Raw genomic sequence first — 18547 nt, forward strand, 5'->3', positions numbered from 1 at the left:
CGCCGCTACCGCTCAAGCAGCTCGAACAGCTCCTCCCAGCGCTCCAACACCCGCGCCTCGGAGAACCGCTGCACGTTCAGCCGGGCCCGCTCCCCCATGGCGTCCCGCAGCCGTGGGTTGCCGGTGAGGCGCAGGAGGCGGTCGGCGAGGGCCTCGATGTCGCCGACGGGGGCGAGGAGGCCGTCCTCGCCGTGGCGCACGATCTCGCGTACGCCGGGTGCGCAGTCGAAGGCGGCACACGGCACCGCGCTGGCCATCGCCTCCATCAGGGCCAGCGGAAAGCCCTCGCCCCGCGACGACTGCACGAACACGGAGCTCTGGGCGAGGACCCCCGGCACGTCACTGGTGCGGCCACGCCACTGGACCGAGCCGTCGAGGCCGAGGCGCGTGCACTGCCGCTTGAGGTCGGCCTCGTCAGCGCCCGCGCCGTAGATCCGCAGCGTCCAGTCCGGGCGCCGCGGGGCCACGAGCGCCCAGGTGTCGACGAGCATGTCGACGCCCTTCTGGTCGGCGAGCCTGCCGATGCTGCAGACCACCTTCCCCTCGCGCGGCGAGGGCACCGCGGGGAGGTGGGCGAGGGCGTTCGGCATCGCGCCGACGTTGTGCATGCCGTCGGTGATCCAGTCGTCGGCGTCCTCCTGGGTGAGCGCGAGCCAGCGGTCCAGGGACGGGTAGCTGCGCTTGACCGCGCGGTAGCGGTGGCAGGCACGGGTGTAGGCGTACGACTCGTGGCTCATGCCGATGATGCGCAGGCCCGCCGTGTCCGCTTCCCGGATCCACTCCATCGGCCAGACCTGCGTGACGATGGCGACCGCGCCGGGGCGTGCGGCGCGGAAGAGCTCCGAGAGACGCTCGACGGTGCGGCGCTTGGCGGCGATCCGCGCCGACTCGCGGCGCCACGCGACGACGTTGAGGCGGCCGATGCCACGCACCGGGCGCGGGGACGCGGGATGCTCGCGGTAGAGGCTGGTCACGGGGTAGCCGCGGTCGTCGGGGAGCGCCAGCTTCAGCTCGGCCTCGTGGACGCCGATGACGTGCACCCGGTGGCCGCTGCCCTGGAAGAGCCGGGCCATCTGGTGGGCCCAGGCGGTGACTCCGCCGAGTTCGTCGACGGTGTTGGCGATGAGGAAGAGGTCCCGGCTCTTCGTCTTGGAGGCCCCGGTCCTCACGGTCGTGCTGGTCATGCCCCGCCCCTCTTCTCCCTGTTCCCGAACCGCTCGCCGAAGAGCGCGTCCACCACGTCGGCCGAGGCCCGCCCCTTGTCGTACGCCCCGAAGCGCTCGGCGAAGACGCGCCGGGCCTCGGCCCAGGCGCCGTCGGTCTGCTTCACCGTGGCGAGGACGCGCAGCAGCTCCGCCTCCGTCTCCACGACCGGCCCGCCCGCGTCGTCCCGCAGCGAGAAGTAGCTGCCCCGCTCGGCCGCGTACGCGTCGAGGTCGGGCGTGAAGTGCACCAGCGGCCGGTCCAGGAGGGCGAAGTCGAACATGATCGACGAGTAGTCGGTCACCAGGATGTCGGCGAGGCAGAGCAGCTCGCTCACGTCGTGGTGGGCGGAGACGTCCACGACGGTGCCGGGCGGGCACGGCGGAATGCTCGCCACCTCCATGTAGTGGGCGCGCACCAGGAGTACGTGGGTGTCGCCGAAGCGGTCCGCGAACTTGACCACGTCGAGGGGGAGCCGCGCGGGAGCGTTGTTCTTGGGCAGGCCGCGGAAGGTGGGCGCGTAGAGGACCACCGTCTTGTGGTCGGGGATGCCGAGGACGGCCGCGGCGGCCGGGCGCGGGAAGCGGCCCGATGCCTCGTCCTTCGCCCGCGCGGCGACCAGGCGGTCGTTGCGCGGGTAGCCGCAGCGCAGCAGGCGCTCATCGGTGATTCCGTAGGCGCGGGCCAGGGTCTTCACGTCGTGCTCGGAGCGCACCAGGAAGTGGTCGAAGCGGTCGACTGCCTGTCGCAGCCGGGTCCGCTGCGGGGCGTTCTGCGTCTTCAGGCGCGCCTCGTCGAACCCCATGCGCTTGTAGGCGGAGCCGTGCCAGGTCTGGAGGTACGTGGTGTGGCGGGGCTTGTCCAGGCTGTGCGGGAAGCCCTGGTTGTCGATCCAGAACTCGGCGCGGCCGAGGGCCCACAGGTAGCGCCAGGACCAGCGGCGCACCAGACGGGCGGTGTCGGGGAATCCGTCGGCGGTGGTGGCGTACGACCAGGTGCAGCGCAGCCTGAGACCCCGGTCGAGGATTTCCTGGTGGACCGCGCGGGGGCTGTCGCCGTAGTGCCTGCCCATGTGGCTCTCGAAGATCACCGAGCCCTTGCTGACGGGCAGCCGCCGCAGCACCCGCCGATAGGCGCGCACCTTGACCGGCTGGGCGCCGAGCCGCTCCAGCCTCTTGCGCAGGGCGCGAAGCCGCAGTCTCAGCCTGCGCGCGGGGCGGAAGTGGGTGGCGTAGTGCAGCGCGCCCCGCAGCAGGCGGGCGGCGCGGTGGCGCGGTGCCAGGCGCAGCTCCAGCTTGTTCGCGCCGGTGACGGTGAACCCCTGGCTCGCCCCGACGGTCTCCGCCTCGGCGACGAGCACCGTCACCAAGTCGCTGTCCCCGGCGCGAATTTCCAGCCTGGGCTCCCAGGCGCGGTCACGGATGCCGAGGTCCCGCAGGCCCGCGGTGAGGTCCACTGTGGCCCGCCAGTGGATCGCGCCGCCGTCGTAGCGCACTTCCTCCACGGGTACGCGGAAGCCGCGTCGCCGTGTGCCGCGGGCCCGTACGTCGAGCCGGGCGGTGAGCGGCGGCCGTTCGGGGACCAGGCCGCCGGGCAGTACGACCCGTCCTTCGATGACCGCCTTGCCGCCGTCGACGCGGCACCGGGTGAGGCGGTTGAGGAGCCGCACGGAACTCAACTCCCGGTGCTGGTGGCCGAGTTCAGTGACGTCGAGGACTTCGCGTACGCGCGGGTCTTCGAGCCCCTCCGCGCGCCAGTAGACCCTGCCCTCGCGCTCCGTCAGCTCCGATACGACGGTCTCCGGCTGCCCCAGCGCGTACGCCGCGCCGAGCACGCCGTCCGTGTCGCCCTCCGCGAGCAGCCGTACGCACACCCGCTCCACGGGGCCGAGCGCGTCCAGGGCGCGCAGGTCAACGCGGCCGGCGAGGTGCGGGGCGAGTGCGGCCGTGGCCCGGCGGCGCTGCTCGGCGGTGAGGCCCGGGAACGTACGGGCGCAGGGCAGCACATGGTCGGCGAGGAAGGCGCGCTCGCGCCGGTCGCACAGGTCGAGTCGGCCGAGGCTCACGAGGAGCGCGGCGACGCGGGCGTTGGCCTCGGCGATGGCGGGGGTCTCGCGGGCGGGGTCGGGGGCCGCGCGGTGGGTGGTGATCAGGTTCGGCACGAGGGTGATGCGCCGGACGCCGAGGGCGGCCTCGACGCCGAAGAGGACCTCGCTGTGGGCGAGGTCGTCGGCGTACCGCAGTCGTGCGCGGTCGATGAAGTCCCTGCGGACGCAGAACCCGGTGAGCAGGGAGTCCCTGACGACGAGTTCGGGAGCGTCGGCGAGGTTCTGAACGTCCCTGGTTCTTGCGTGCAGTTGGGCCTGCCAGCCGGGGCCACGCTCCTTCGTCCCACTCCCCGTGAGCCGCGTCCAGCGCCCCGCCACCAGGTCGGCCCCGGTGGAGCGCGCGGCTTCGAAGAGGTTCCGGCAGGCGTGGCGCTCCAGGAGTTCACCCTCGCCCAGCACGATGACGTACCGGCCGCGTGCCGCGTCGAGCCCGAGGTTCCGCGAGGCCCCCAGGGGCGCCCCCTTCTCCGCCATGACCCGGCGCACCCGGAGCGGCCGGTCGGCGGCGAGCGCGTCCGCCGCCGCACTGACCTCGCCTGCCGCGCCGGGAGCGACGACGACCGCCTCGACATTGCCCATCGACTGGTCGAGCACGGACCGCACGGACCGCTCAAGGGCCTCCGCGTCCGTGCCGCCGACCACGACACAGCTGACGTCGTGCAGCTCGGGCCCCCTCATGCGCGGCCTCCCTCAAGCATGGCGTCGGCGACACCGGCGGCGGCGTTCCCGTCGTCCAGGTCGCAGAAGACCTCGCGGAATCTGTCGTACGCGTCGGCGTACGCGGCGGTGGCGGCCGTCGGGTCGCGCAGCGCGGCGATCACGTCGTCGCCGGTGGCGAGCAGCGGTCCCGGTGCCTGGGCCGCGAAGTCGAAGTAGAAGCCGCGCAGGGTGTCGCGGTAGTGGTCGAGGTCGTAGGTGTGGAAGAGCATCGGGCGCCCGGTCTGCGCGAAGTCGAACATCAGGGACGAGTAGTCCGTCACCAGCACGTCGCTGATCAGGAGCAGTTCGCGGACGTCGGGGTAGCGGCTGACATCGCGTACGAAGTCCGAGCAGGGGATGGTGCCGCCGACGAGGTAGTGCCTGCGGATCAGGAGCACCTGGTCGTCGCCGATGGCGCGCTCGGCGGCGTCGAGGTCCAGCTGGAGGTCGAGGCCGTAGCGGCCGCCCTGCTTGGGCTGGTTCTCGCGCCAGGTCGGTGCGTAGAGGACGACGCGCTTGCCCTCGGGGATGCCGAGCCGTTCGCGTACGGAGGCGGCGACCTTCGCGCGGTCGGTGGCGTGCAGCAGGTCGTTGCGCGGATAGCCGCGCTCAAGGACCTCGCCGGTGTAGCCGAAGGCGCCGCGCAGGACGGGCGTCGAGAAGCGGTTCGGGGAGACGAGCACGCTCCACTGGTCGGCGCGGCGCGGCAGGGTATCCATGTAGGCGCGGTCTCCGGACGCGTGGCCCGCGAGGTCGCGGCCGATGCGCTTGAGCGGAGTTCCGTGCCAGGTCTGCACGACGTACTGGCCTTCGGCGCGCTCGAACCAGTCGGGCAGCTGGGTGTTGGTCACGATGTAGCGGCAGCGGGCGAGAGCCTCGTGCCACTCGGCGCTCCACAGGGCGACGGGCGTGGCGCTCTCGGGCAGCGCCACCTGCTGGTCGCGGACCACCCACAGGTGCTCCAACTCCGCGCCCCTGCCGACCAGTTCCTCGTGCACGGCGCGCGGCGAGTCCGAGTACTGCCGTCCGTCGAAGCTGCAGTACAGGACCGCGTCGCGCAGCGGCCCGCCGCGCTGGGCCGCGTAGGTCTCGCGCAGCTCGCGCTGGCGCGGGCGGCCCCGGTCGGTGACGGGCAGCGCGGAGCCTGAGCGCAGGTGGAGGCCGTCGTGGGCGTGGCGTTTCAGGCTGATCTCGCGGCCGGCTCGGGTGCGGGCGAGCGGGAGCGCGCGGTCGTTGCCGGGTGCCAGGCACACGGGGGTGTACTGCTCGGGGTCGCTCTCGCCGGGCTCGCGCAGGAAGAGGTTCCAGCGCCCTTCGGCGAGCGGCAGGGTACCGGCAGGGCCGGGCAGGGCTTCCGGCCGCAGGGACACGGAGAACCGTCCGCCCTCGATCCGCACCGGCAGCGCGGCCTCGTCGCCGTGGCCGCCGTGCACGAGCACCAGCTCCCCGGCACGGTCCGCCGCGTCAGGGTGGCTGCCTTCGATGAGCAGCTCGTCCTCCCAGGTCACGTTGTCCACGAGCGGCCGCAGGGTCTGGTCGCGCAGCTCCAGGTTCCCCGACACGTTGGCCAGGACGAGGAGTTCACGCCCGGGGAGCAGTCCGTACCGCCCCGGCGGTACCTCGGGGCAGGCGGCGAGCGGGGTGCGGTCGCCGCCCTCACGGACGAGCGCGACACCCCACGGGTCGGCCTTGCGGGGCTTGCCGGTGCGCTTGTCCTCACCGGCGTGGAAGAGGGCGAGCGGCACGTCCGCGCTGAAGTCACGGCCGTTGACCACGGCAGGGAAGTAGTGCGCCTCCTTGGACTTCCAGTTCTCGACGCACAGGGCGTCGACGGCCTGGGACTCCCCCGGCGCGAGCCGCCCGTGCAGCCGCACGACGCCGCCGCATCCCTCGTGCGCGACGAGCCGCGCCGCCACCCGCTCCGTACGCAGCCTCAGCCGCCCCTTGCTGAGCGTGACGGCCACCCGGAGGAACTCCTCCAGATACCGCACGGGAAGCCGCGGCGGGGCGCTCATCCTGACCGGCCCGGTGCGCGGAAGCAGCCCGCTGACCACGCCCATCTCCAGCTTCCAGGTGGTGGTGCGCCGCCTTGTGACGGTCCTGCGGGGGTCGACGACCGTCTCGAACCCCGACCGGTCGTAGCTGTGCAGACCCTGCTGGGAGCGGTACGTCGCCTCGCGCGCCCGCACGGTGCGCAGCTTCAGCGGCAGCACGCGCCGCCGCCCGGCCCGCAGCCACGCGACCCGGGCGCGCGCGCCGATCCGCCCGGCGGGCAGATTGGGGATGTAGGCGTAGCCCTTGAGCCGCAGCCTGCCCTGTTCGTCCCACGCGACCTGCGTGAGCTGCGCGGTGAGCGGCAGGTCGGAGCGCTCCAGGGCGACGGTCTCGCGCGGCAGGCCGCCGATCCCGGGGTAGTCGGCCCGGCGCTCCCGGAGCCCGCGGACCCGGAAGGCTCCGGGGTTGGCCTTCTCGTACGCCATGAAGGCGAGCAGGTCGGTGACGCGGCGCCGGCGGATGAGCTGCCACCGCACGCGCAGGGGAAGCGGCAGTCCGGCGATGACCGCGGGGTCGACGGTGTCGGCGAAGAGGTTGGCCTGCTCGATGAAGACGTCGTGATAGGCGGAGTCGCCGTGCGGCAGGGCCTCCATGAACAGCCACAGGTCCCCGGAGAGCACCGTCGCGTCATAGCGCCGCTTGGCATCGGCGTAGACCGCGGCCTGCGGTGTCCCGGCCGCCTCCGCTGCCTTCCCGGTGAGGAAGGCACCGGCGGCGAGGACGGCGGCCGTGCGGTCGCGGACGGCGCGCGGCTTGGCGCGGCGCTTGGTGATGGAACCGTCGCGGTCGCGCCAGAGGTAGACGGGCTCCTTCAGGACGTCGACCGAACGGGCCAGGAAGTGGGCCGGGACCATGACGGGGGTGTCCTCGAACAGCACGCCCTCCGGGAAGGCGAGGGCGTGCCGGTCCCAGAAGTCCCTGCGGAAGACCTTGTTGCAGGCGATGCGGTCGCCGAGCAGGTCCCAGTCCCGGGTGACATGCGTGGCGCTGCGGTTGGACCCCATCACTTTGCGGAACATCGGCGACTGCTCCGTTCGGCCGCCGGTCCGCAGCCGGTGGACGTTGCCGGTGACGAAGTCGGAGCCCGACTTCCCAAGGGCCGCCAGCATCCGCTCGTACGCACGCGTCGGGACGACGTCATCGCTGTCGGCGAATGCCAGATGCGTGCCCCGCGCCGCGCGGACCCCCGCGTTGCGGGCCGCCCCGAGTCCCGCGTTCGCCTGTTCGATCAGGCGGAATCTGCCGTCCTCATCGGCGAACTCCCGGGCGATGCGCGGGCTTTCGTCGGTGGAGCCGTCGTCGACCATGACGACCTCAAGATCCTGCGTGGTCTGCTCGGCCAGTGACCGTAGGCAGGGGCCGAGAAACTCCTCGACGTTGTAGACGGGGACGACGACGGAGAGTCGGGGTGTCATGCGCTGCGCACATTCCTTCCGGAGTACTGACGGGCACGGCTGCGCGTCCTGCTGGGGGCCACTCGGTTAACAACGGCCGCCCTTCCGGGTCACTTGCACAGAGCCATTCGGGTGATCACGGGGGCGGGCCCCGTGTCCGGCAGCGGGGGCTGCCGGGCGCGGGGCCCGCTCACGGGACACGGGACGCCTCACGGCTTGACGGCGATCCGCCCCTCGTCCATGCGCAGGAGCAGCAGCCGCTCGCCGGTCTTCTCCAGGAACTCGTCGACCGCCTGACGCGAGCCCTGCCAGTAGCCGTAGTCGTCGATCAGCAGAACGCCGCCGCTGACCAGGCGCCCGTACAGCTCGTCCAGTTCGTGCTTGGTCGAGGCGTACCAGTCGGTGTCCAGGCGCAGGATGGAGATCTTCTCGGGTGCCTGGCGCGGGACGGTGTCCTCGACCCGTCCCTGGACGAAGTGCACGCGCTCCTTGGGGTAGGGCACCTTCTCGAAGCCCGACTTGACGTCGTCGAGGGAGGCGACGGCCCAGATCGGACGGTCCTTGCCCTGCAGCTTGAGCAGCTCCTCGGCGGACTTGCCGTCGAGGCGCAGGTCCTCATCGGTGGGCGGGGTCATGCCCTCGTAGGTGTCGAAGAGGTACAGGTCGCGCTCGGTGTCACCGGCGGCGAGCAGCGCCTTGGCGCAGGCCTGCATCGAACCGCCGCGCCACACGCCGCACTCGACGATGTCACCGGGGATGTCGTGCTTGACGACGTGCCGGGTCGCCAGGATGAAGGCGTTCAGCCGTTCGGGAGAGGTCATCGTGTACGGCTTCACCGCACGGATGATGTCCTTCGCCTCGTCGTCGTAGTCGGCCGGGAGATTCAGCGGCTTCGGCTTGGGCTTCGGGGCGGGCTTCGAGGCCGGGGCGGGCTTCGGCGCCGGGGCCGCCGCCGCGCGCTGGCCCGGCACCGGGGTGCGCGTCAGCTGGTATCCGGTCAGTTGCTTCAGTGCGCCATTCACAGCGCGTCGCCATGCCATGGGATCGGACAGTACGCGCAAGCCACGCATGATGTCACATTTCGTCAACATGAGGTCATCTGGCGTCACTTGAGGCGGAAACGGACTGCTCGTCCACCTCGCGCGGAGCGACCACCTTCGGCCTGCCGCAGAGCGCGCGCCCCTCGACGGGCTCGGGCAGCGGGACACTTTCGACCCCGCCGACCTTGTTCGCCCACCATGTGGTCGTGCCGCGTACGAAGGCCATGGTGAGGCGCGGATAGCGCTTGGGCCGCTGGAAGACGCCGACGGAGTCGCCCCAGTAGGCGTGCTTGGCGTCGATGCTTCCGTAGGCGTGGCGGATGCCCTTCATGGGCGGGAAGTCCGTGTAGGCCTCGCGGAGTTCGAGGCGCGTGTACGCGGCCAGGGCGCGATATCCGTCCGGGTAGTAGCGCCAGCAGTCCTGGGCGTCGTGCACATGGCCGCGCGAGGGCGCGGTCACGAAGGCGATGCCCTCCGGCTTCAGGACCCGGGCGATCTCCAGCATCGTCGCCCAGAAGAAGGGGATGTGCTCGAACGCCTGCCCGGAGATGACGAAGTCGGCGCTGCGGGACTTCACCGGGATGCGGTACGGCTTCGTCATCACCGCGTCGACATTGCGCCCGTCGAGCACGTCGACGCCCACGTACTCCGTGTCACGCCCTTCGAGCAGCGCCTTGTGGGTGCGGGTCTGCCCGTCGGAGACCCGGGCGCCGAGGTCGACGACGCGATGGCGCTTCCCCGCGGGCATGTACTGCTCCACACAGAGTTCCATCTGTTCGTACGCGGACTGATGCACGTCTCCTCCGATACCAAGGGGCCACGATGCCGTCGGGTCACAATGCCGTCAAACAGCATCAACATAGGTCTTTTTACCCCTCCACCCACGCGGAGTGTGTGTGGCGCACCACTTCCTCGCCGGTTCCTCGACGTACGTGAACATCGCCCAGGAAAGACCGACCACGGTGACCGCGACGCCGATGAGCGTGAACACGGCCGAGTTCTCCGGCTGCGGGCGGCCCCAGGTGTCGATGATCAGGCGGTTGACGGTCTGGTGCAGCAGATAGAAGGCGTACGACCAGAGCCCGAGCAGCACCATCGGGCGCGCGCAGAGCCAGCCGCGGCGTCCGGCCAGCTCGCGCTGGACGTAGGCGACGATGAAGAGAGCGGCGAAGACGGCGGCCAACGGCCGCAGGCTCCAGATGAGTTGGGCGGCCACGTGCGGGCCGAACCAGGCGCGGTGGCAGTAGAGGAAGGCGTACGCGGCGAAGCAGACGAGCAGCGCCGGTGGGCTGAGGCGGATCCTGTGCCCGCGGCGCAGGGCGAGCGCGCAGGCCATCCCGACGCCGAACTCGGGCAGCCTGGCCACCGGATGCCGCATGATCCACTCGGTGGCGAAGGGCGAGAAGTGGGCGGCGGCCCACCAGTTGAGCGCCCACATGCCGGTGAGTCCGCCGGCGGCGAGCAGGGCCAGGGTGCGGGTGCGCAGGCGCAGGGCGCCGCGGATGGCGTAGGGGAAGAGGAGGTAGAAGAAGACCTCGACGCTGAGGGTCCAGGCGACGCCGTTGCCGGGGAGCGTCGGTACGACACCGGGGAACCAGGTCTGTACGAGGAAGAGCGAGGCGACGAAGCTGAAGACGTCCGTCGGTACGCCGCCCCAGAGGTAGAAGACCCAGACGCAGGGCACGGTCGCGACCAGATGGGCGGGCCCGATGCGGCCGAACCGCCGCCAGTAGAAGAGGCGGGCGGACGTGCCGGGGCGGTGTCCCCAGGTGAGCAGGAAGCCGGAGAGCACGAAGAAGAACCCGACGCCGTTCGCGCCCATCGTCGAGTACGGGAAGAGCAGCGGCGCGTGGGCGACACCGCCGTGCGCGCTGAGACCGGTGAAGTGGTGCACGAACACCGCGAGGGCGGCGAGGAAACGCATCCCGGTGAGGGAGTCGACCCGGGGCGCGGGTTCGGCGGCGGTGCGGTGTCCGGGCCGGGGGTGGGTCTGCCTCGGGAGAGCCGTCGTCATCGGGGCACCCCCTGACCCGCGCGCAGGGTCGGGCCGCAGCCGCTGGGCCGCATCTGGGCGATCATGTCGTCCAGGGCGGGGCGCACGCGCTCGCGGAGTGCGGTGATCCTGGCCGGATCCCGTACCGCGCCTGCCCGGACGAAGTCGCCGCCCGTGTCTTCGCGGTAGAGGGGGACGTATCCGGCTGCCGTCAGGCGGGGCATGGTCAGGCCGGATTTCCTGGTCCAGGCGGCGTGGACGTGGAGGAGTTCGGGGCGTACCTCGTTCAGGACGTAGTGGCGCAGGGCGGCCGTGTCCCCGGCCGCGTAGGCGTCGGCGACGCGGCGGTCGGTCAGGCCCGCGACGTCCACGACACGCAGTCGCGAGGTGAGCAAGGTGCCTCCCAGGTCGGGCAGGGCGACGGTGGCGTCACGCAGGCCGAGGTACGCGGCGTACGCGTTGAAGGTGTGGCCGTAGCGCTCGGCCACGAAGCACATGGACAGGGTCGGGCGGTGCACGAACCTGTGGTTCTGCGCGGCCTGTCCGGCGGCCGAGAGGAGCAGGGCGCCCGCGAGGGAGCAGCCGATGAGGGCACGGGCGCGGGGGTGTTCCGCGTGCCAGACGGTGCAGGTGGCCAGGGCAAGGGCCGTCGCGGCGAGCACCCACACCGGGGTCGCGAAGCGGTACAGCGCTATCCAGTCGCGGCCGAGCACGCCGTACGCGAGGAGGGTCAGAGCCAGCGGGACGAGCAGCGCCACCAAGCCCCTGCGGGGTGCTCCGGGGCGGGCCAGCGCGCGGCCTGCGCAGGCCGCGCCGATCAGGGCGAGCGCCCAGCCGCCGTAGGTCAACAGCTCGCCCGCGTCCGCCAGTTGGGCCAGGCCCGGCGCCTGCTGTGCCTTGGCCACCGCCGTGTTCGGGACCCAGAGGCCGAAGGTCGCCCGGCGCCACAGCAGGAACGCGGCGTAGGGCAGCGCGAAGGTGGCGGAGCTCAGCGCCACCGCGCGCGCGGCGCGCGCGATGCCGTCCGCGCGCAGAAACAACAGGACGGTCAGCGGGTAGGCCGCCGCGAACACCGCGCCGTCCGGCCGGGTCAGCGCGGCGAGCAGCGCCAGGGCCCCCGCGGACGCGGCGACGGCGGGCCGCAGCAAGGTGCCGCGCACGGCTGCCCGGACGAGCAGGGCTCCGGTCGCGGCGGCGGTCAGCGCGTACAGGGGGTTTTCGAGCCCCGAGAAGGACCACGCGACGTACGACAGGTTCAGGGCGAGTACGCCGCCGGTCAGCAGCGTCACCGCCCAGGCCCGCCCCGGCAGCACGGCCCGCGCCGCCACGGCCACGCAGGCGAGCACGCCCGCCGTGCAGAGCAGCGCGAGGGCCTTGGGGTAGAGCACCAAGTCGCTGACGCCGAGGAGCGAGCCGTGGTCGAAGAGGCCGAGCCTGCGCCCGACCAGGAGCAGGGCGAGCCAGGAGGGGTTGGAGTACCCCTCCACCGGGTCGGCCCCCGGCTGCTGGACGGGGCCGAGGCCCTCGTCGACGCTGCGGGCGTAGGCGAAGGTGATGGCGGCATCGTCGACGATCCACTGGCCGAGCGCGCTCGCACGCAAGGCGATGAGGAGCGTCGCGAGGGCCACGGCCGCGGGGTCGGCCCAGCGGCGGAGTGGGGACAGAAGGCGGGGCGGGGACAGGAGGCGGGGCGGGGACAGGAGGCGGGGCGGGCGCGTCGAAGTGGGGGCTTCGGGTGGGGGCAGGGGTGGCGTTACGGGGGGTTCCGTGCGGCGCCGGAACCGCGCTGGGGAAATGATCATTAAGGTGCTAACCCCGGCGCCCCGCGCCCGGTCACGCTCCCCTCGGCCAGGCGGGTGACCCGTACGCGGCCACACCACGCATCGGAGCTAACACGGGGCAAAGTGGCCCAATGCACCACATTGGGTTCACGCCATGACCCCGCCACTGCCGCCCGCCGCACGACGGCTCCTCACCACCGCACGGGCCACCCGCTTCCGCGCGGAACGCGCTGCCGCGGGGCGGGTGAGCAGGCGGGCGGAGGCGCTCGTGGCGCCCGTTCACTTGTCGCTCCGGGACAGCCGCACGCTCAACCTCGCCGTCGCCGCTGCCCCCGGGGACCAGGTCGACCGCGCCCATCTGGTCGTCTCGCGCGGACACCGCCGGTTCCGGATCCCCCTCGCCTTCGAGCAGCACGCCCACGGGGGGCTGCTGCTGGCCGGGACTGCGACGTTGCGTGATGTACGCGACGTACGCATCGAGGGGAAGGGCGCGGGGGTCCGTCCTCGCCTCGGTGAAGGCGTCTGGCGGCTCACGCTCGTCACCGCCGACGCCCGCGGACGCGTCCGGCGGCGCGGGCTCCGCCTCGCCGGGGAGACCGAGCTGCCGCCCACGCCGACCCTGCGTCACGCCCCCGACCCCCGCACCGGCACGCTCATCCGCGTCGTCCGGTGCCGCAGCGGGCGCGCGGTGCTGCAGGTGACCCGGTCCCGGCCACGCGCCGAGCTCGTGCGGTTCGTGCCCGGCGGCGACGGCATCACCGTGCACGGGCGGCTCGTCATGGCAGGCACCCGGCGGCGCTGGCAGGCGAAGGCCGTGCGGCGGCGGGACGGGGTCACCGTGCCCGTGGGCGCGGTGTGGGAGGGCGCCGAGTTCAGCTTCCCGCTGCCCCTCCGGGAGATGGCGGGGGCGAGCCCCGGCCAGTGGGTGTGGGACTTCCACGTCACGGCAGGGGCCGACGAGCCCGCGCTCCCCCTGGGCCGCCGGCTCTCCGACGTACGCGACCCGTCGGCCGCCTGCCCCACCCCCTTCCGCGTCTTCGCCCTGCCCGGCGGCGGGCTCGTCCGCGCCCACGCCCACTTCACCAAGTCCGGCGATTTCGCGGTCACTTGCTGGGACATCACGGATCAGACCTCATGAACGAAACCTCATGAAGGAGACCTCATGAAGATCACGTACCTCCTCGGCTGGGGCGACGAGATGGGCGGCACGGAGCTCGCCACGTACACCCAGGCACAACATCTCGCCGACCGGTACGACGTCGAGGTCATCTCCGTCTTCCGGACCCGGCCCGAGCCCTTCTTCCCCGAGGCCCGCAGCCTCCCCGTCCGCTATCTCGTCGACCGCACGGTGTCCCCCGAGCGCCCCGTACGCGGCTCAAGCCTTGACGAGGCCGCCTGCCGCACCCTCGCCGCGCTGCCCAGCGAACTGATCAAGCCCTCCTGGGAGTCCGCCTTCGACCGGCTCTCCGACATCGAGATGGCCGCCGCCCTGACCACCCTGGACACCGACGTCCTGGTCACCACCACGCCCGCCCTGATGGCCGCCGCCGTGGAGCTCGCGCCGGCCAGGGTCGTCACCGTGCACCAGGAGCATCGCCCTACCCAGCGCCGAGGCCCCTCCGGCGAGCCCCTGCTCCTGCACGCCCCGCGCCTGGACGCCCTGGTCACCCTCACCGACCGCACCCGCGAGTGGATCGCGGAGTCCCTCGGCGCCACCGCGCCGGAGCTCGCGGTCATCCCGAACGCCGTGCCCGACGGCTTCCGGCCGCGCGCCGACGGCGAGAGCAAGGTCATCGTCATGGCGGCGCGCCTGACCGGCGAGAAGCGCGTCGACCACGCGGTGCGGGCCTTCGCCGAGCTCGCCGACGCCTACCCGGACTGGACGCTGCGGATCTTCGGCGGCGGCCACCGCGAGCAGAGCCTGCGGCGCCTGGTCGACGGTTTCGGGCTCCAGGACCGCGTCGAACTCCTCGGCCCCTGCCAGGACATGGCCGCCGAGTGGGCGAAGGCGGGGCTCACTCTCATGACGGCGGGGCACAACGAGGCGTTCCCGCTCGTGCTGCTCGAAGCGCTGGCCGCCGGGGTGCCCGTCGTCGCGTACGACGTCCTGACCGGGCCCGCCGAGATCGTCAGGCACCGCGTCGACGGACTCCTCGTACCTCCCGGCGAGGTCCACGAACTGGCCGCCGCCATGAGTGAGTTGATGGGCGACGCGGAGACCCGCCGCACCTACGCGCACGCCGCCCGCGAGGGTGTCTACGCCCGCTTCTCCTCCGCCGACGTCACCGCGCGCTGGCAGGAGCTGTACTCCCGGCTCGTGGCCCGGCGCGACGCTCCCGAACGCCTCGGCGACCGGGCGGACCGGGTGGCGCTGGGGGTCGCTTCCGGGGGCAGCTCCTTCCGTCCGACCACGCCGTACACCCTGGACGCCGCCGCCGAGGACGACGAGCGCGCCCGCGAGGACGAGATCGCCGCGGCCGACTCCAGCGGCCTCATCATCCGCTCGGTGGGGCGGCTCGCCGAGCGGCGCGACGATGTCCTCGCGCCGGACATGGCGAACTGGAACCTCGAACTCGCCGCCACCGCGCTGGAGTCGGAGGACATTCCCTACGTCCTGGTCCGCACGCCCGGGGTCACGCACACCCTCGCCGTGCCCGACGACGAACGGGACGGCGCGCTCAAGGCCCTCGCCGAGTCGCTGCACGGTCAGCCCGTCTACGCCGAACTGGTCAGACCGCGGGACGCGGCTCCCGGAGTCGTACTCGCGGAACGCCTCGACGGGATCGGCGAGGTGGCGGGCGTCAAGATCTTCAAGCCGGTGACGACGACGACTCTCTCCCTGCGGCATGGGGTGGGGCAGGCGTGCACGGTGGGGTTCTGGCCGCGGGTCGCGCAGGAGGGTGAGGGAGTGCCGGCAGTGCGGGCGGGGGCGATGGGCGAAGCGCGCCACGCGCCGTTCGGCACGACTCTGGCCGGCTCGGAGCTCCCTTCCCTCTCCCCCACGGCGACCCTCCGGGTGGCCGACCGCACCTACCCCACGCTCGACGTCTTCACCGAACTCCTCGTCGGCGACGTCGACTTCCCCATCGACGCGGTATACACCTGGGTCGACGACTCCGACGCCGAGTGGCGCGCCCGCCGAGCGGAGGCTCTCGGCGCCTCCGATACCGGCGCCTCACCCGACGACGAGTCGCCCGACCACGGCGCAGTCCGCTTCCGCAACCGCGACGAACTCCGTTACTCGCTGCGCTCCCTGGCGATGTACGCGCCCTGGATCCGGCACATCTACCTCGTCACGGCGGGCCAGACGCCGCCGTGGCTGAACGAGGAGCACCCCGGCATCACGGTCGTCGACCACCGCGACCTCTTCGCCGACCCGGACGGATCGCTCCCCACGTTCAACTCCCACGCGATCGAAAGCCAACTGCACCGCATCGAGGGCCTGTCGGAGCACTTCCTCTACCTCAACGACGACATGTTCCTCGGCCGCCCCACGACCCCGGAGACCTTCTTCCTCAGCTCGGGCACGTCCCGCTTCTTCTGGTCATCGGCGTCGGTGCCGGCGCTGCCCGTCTCGCCCGACGACGAGGGCTACTTGGCGGCGGCGAAGAACAACCGGGGGCTACTGCACAGGGAGTTCGGCCGGACGGCGACGCACACGTTCTTCCACGCCCCCTACGCCCTGCACCGAAGCGTCCTCGCGGAGCTCGCCCAACGCTTCCCGGAGGAACTCGAAGCGACGGCACGCAGCCGCTTCCGCTCGAACGGGGACTACGCCGTGGTGTCGTCCCTGCACCACCACTACGCGTACCTCACGGGCCGCGCCGTGCCGGGAACGATCACGTACGACTTCGTGGACATCGGCACCCGCTCCGACCACTCCCGCCTGGGCCAGCTGCTCCAGGGCCGCGGCAAGACGGCTTTCTGCATCGGAGAATCCCCGGCGAGCGAGCTGATGGACGAGGAAATGGCACTGGCGATGCGGTCATTCCTCGCGGCGTACTTCCCGGTGCGGTCGCCTTACGAGGTGTGAGCGAACAACCGCCGCACCACTCTCTCCGCCGCGCCCCCGTCGTCGTACGGGCAGAACCGTGCCCGGAAAGCCGCCCGCAGCTTCGTCGCCTCGCCCGACTTCCAGGCCCCGCTCCGGAAAACCTCCGCCAGCCCCTCCTCGCTCGTCGCCACCGCCCCCGGTGTCTCCCCCGGCCGGCCCGACAGCAGGTCGAAGTACGTGCCCCGGGCCAGGCGGTACGCCTGCCAGTCGGGGGCGTACGTCACGATCGGGCGGTTCAGGCACGCGTAGTCGAACATCAGGGACGAGTAGTCCGTGACGAGGGCGTCGGCCGCCAGGCAGAGGTTCTCCACGCTCGCGTGGGCCGTGACGTCGATGAGCTGGGGGTGGGCCCGCAGCCCCGCGTCCGCGCCGTAGAAGTAGTGGGCCCGCACCAGGACCACGTACTCCTCGCCCAGTGAGCGCACGAAGCGCTCCAGGTCCAGGCGCGGCAGGAAACCCTTCTGGTAGTCGCGGTGCGTGGGGGCGTACAGCAGGACCTTCCGGCCCTCACCTACCCCCAGCTCCTCCCGGACAGCGGCGATCTCCGCCTCCCCCGCCGTGAAGTACACGTCATTTCGTGGGTAGCCCGCCTCCAGAGCCTCGTACGCCGTCGACGGGTAGACCCTCTCCCACACCTCCGTGGAGTGCGGGTTCGCGGAGAGGCTGAAGTCCCACTGGTCCGTGTGGGCCAGGACCTTGGCGAAGCTGATCCCGTGTGTGCCCGCCGGGTAGCGGCGCTGGTCCAGGCCCATTTTCTTGAGCGGTGTGCCGTGGTGGGTCTGGAGGTAGAGCTGGCCGGGGCGTTTGGTGAAGCCGCCGGGGAAGCTGGAGTTGTTGATCAGGTACGTCGCCCTGGCCATCGTCTGCCAGTAGCTCCGCGAGCCCTCGATGACGTACTCGACCCCGGCCGGCACCCGGTGCTTGTTCCGCGACGAGACCACCCATACGCCCCTGATGTGCGGGGCCAGTTCGCGCGCCTTGGCGTGGATGGCGGCCGGGTTGCAGGAGATCCCGCGGTTCCAGTAGGCGCCGTAGACCGCGAGCGTGGGGTCGAGGGGGCGGCGCAGGTCGGTGCGGTAGGTGACGCGCATGGCGCGGGCGCGGAGTCTCTTCTTCTGCTCCTTGAGCCTGCGGGCCACGCCCTTCCTGCGGGACGCGCGCTTGCGTTGCGCTTCGTAGGCGGCGTACGAGGCGGTGGCGAGGGCCTGTTCGCCGACGCCTCGTACGTCGGCGCCCCGTTCGCCGGGGGCCGCGTCGGCCACCGCGTACGTCCGGTAGAGGCGTGCCGCCCCGCGGAAGAACTCCCGCCGGTCGCCCGGCTTGACGCGCCCGGAGTCGTCGAGCACGGCGAGCAGATGCGCGGCCGCGTGCGGGGTCAGGCGGGCTCGGTCGGCCGGGTCCGCGGCGGCGAGCAGTTCCTCGTAGCGGCCGATGACCGCGAAGTGCTCGCGGCCCGGCGAGGTGGCGAAGCTGCCGCCGCGCCGCTCGCGCCAGCGGACGCAGATCGTGTCGAGGACGGCGGTGCGGGCGCCGGGCGCCAGGGTCGCGCGCCGTACCGGCACCACGTCCTCGTACGGCCCGTCGCTGAACGCGAGGCGACGCTCCTGCCAGAACCCGCGCCGGAAGACGCGGTTCCAGGCGGCGACGGTGACGGCCAGGGGGTCGCCCGCCAGGTCGTCGCCGCCCGCGCGGACGCTCTCCCACCAGTCGACGCGGTCGTGGCCGAAGACGAGCACGTCCGGGTCGTCCGCCGTGTCGAGGGCTTCGTCGATCGCGTCAAGGGCGCCGGGCAGCAGCAGATCGTCACCGTCGAGGAAGAGCAGGTAGTCGCCGGTGGCACGGTCGGCGCCGATGTTGCGGGCAGGGCCTGGGCCCGAGTGCGCGGGCACGCGGACGAGTTGCACGCGCGGGTCGCGCTCCGCACACTCCGCGGCGATCGCGGCGGACGCGTCCGGCGACGCGTCGTCCACGACGATCAGCTCCAGGTCACCGCGGCTCTGGTCCAGCACGGAGTCCAGGCACTCCCGCAGATAGCCCTGGACGCGGTGGGCGGGGACGACAACCGAGAAACGCGTCATGGGAACCGACGGTAGCCAGCCGGACACGGCCTGTCGAAGACCGTTCCTCACTCATTGGAGTGAAGGAAGGCAAAGAAATTGACCGGAGCGGGCAAAAGGGATGAATACGCCCGCACTCCCACGATTACTCGTACTCCCATGAG

Annotated in this window: 10 protein-coding genes; 2 read left to right on the forward strand and 8 right to left on the reverse strand. The window is 72.2% G+C overall.

Annotated features, from left to right (window positions below; translation table 11 throughout):
- Positions 1-5 precede the first annotated feature (5 nt).
- The 7 genes from ACGFX9_RS06360 to ACGFX9_RS06390 form a co-directional block, all read right to left on the reverse strand.
- Positions 6-1184 (reverse strand): glycosyltransferase, encoded by a 1179-nt coding sequence (locus ACGFX9_RS06360; RefSeq protein ID WP_393465344.1) that lies wholly within the window; start codon positions 1182-1184, stop codon positions 6-8.
- Complete coding sequence (locus ACGFX9_RS06365; protein WP_393465348.1) at positions 1181-3988, reverse strand: CDP-glycerol glycerophosphotransferase family protein; 2808 nt, start codon at positions 3986-3988, stop codon at positions 1181-1183. The genes ACGFX9_RS06360 and ACGFX9_RS06365 overlap by 4 nt, the downstream gene beginning before the upstream one ends.
- Entirely contained in the window at positions 3985-7479 is a 3495-nt protein-coding gene (locus ACGFX9_RS06370; RefSeq protein WP_393465352.1) for a CDP-glycerol glycerophosphotransferase family protein, read from the reverse strand. Before ACGFX9_RS06370 ends, ACGFX9_RS06365 begins: the two co-directional genes overlap by 4 nt.
- A gap of 188 nt (positions 7480-7667) precedes the next feature.
- On the reverse strand, positions 7668-8498 hold the full coding sequence (locus tag ACGFX9_RS06375; RefSeq protein ID WP_393465356.1) for a TylF/MycF/NovP-related O-methyltransferase: 831 nt from the start codon (positions 8496-8498) through the stop codon (positions 7668-7670).
- A gap of 55 nt (positions 8499-8553) precedes the next feature.
- Positions 8554-9294 carry a class I SAM-dependent methyltransferase gene (locus ACGFX9_RS06380; RefSeq protein WP_393465359.1) on the reverse strand — a complete coding sequence of 247 codons (741 nt, stop codon included), beginning with the start codon at positions 9292-9294 and terminating at the stop codon, positions 8554-8556.
- A gap of 48 nt (positions 9295-9342) precedes the next feature.
- Positions 9343-10512, reverse strand: a complete 1170-nt coding sequence (locus ACGFX9_RS06385; protein ID WP_393465363.1) for an acyltransferase family protein — start codon at positions 10510-10512, stop codon at positions 9343-9345.
- Entirely contained in the window at positions 10509-12119 is a 1611-nt protein-coding gene (locus ACGFX9_RS06390) for a hypothetical protein (RefSeq protein WP_393465366.1), read from the reverse strand. The genes ACGFX9_RS06385 and ACGFX9_RS06390 overlap by 4 nt, the downstream gene beginning before the upstream one ends.
- A gap of 307 nt (positions 12120-12426) precedes the next feature.
- On the opposite strand from ACGFX9_RS06390, the gene ACGFX9_RS06395 reads away from it, so the two are divergent.
- Complete coding sequence (locus tag ACGFX9_RS06395) at positions 12427-13410, forward strand: hypothetical protein (RefSeq protein ID WP_393465369.1); 984 nt, start codon at positions 12427-12429, stop codon at positions 13408-13410.
- Between the two features lie 24 nt (positions 13411-13434).
- Entirely contained in the window at positions 13435-16305 is a 2871-nt protein-coding gene (locus tag ACGFX9_RS06400) for a stealth conserved region 3 domain-containing protein (protein WP_393465372.1), read from the forward strand.
- On the opposite strand, the gene ACGFX9_RS06405 is transcribed toward ACGFX9_RS06400, so the two are convergent.
- Positions 16293-18404, reverse strand: a complete 2112-nt coding sequence (locus ACGFX9_RS06405) for a CDP-glycerol glycerophosphotransferase family protein (protein WP_393465376.1) — start codon at positions 18402-18404, stop codon at positions 16293-16295. The two genes, ACGFX9_RS06400 and ACGFX9_RS06405, sit on opposite strands and share 13 nt — an antisense overlap.
- Between the last annotated feature and the right edge of the window lie 143 nt (positions 18405-18547).

It is taken from the genome of Streptomyces sp. NPDC048436 (assembly GCF_043200355.1).
GTDB lineage: Bacteria > Actinomycetota > Actinomycetes > Streptomycetales > Streptomycetaceae > Streptomyces.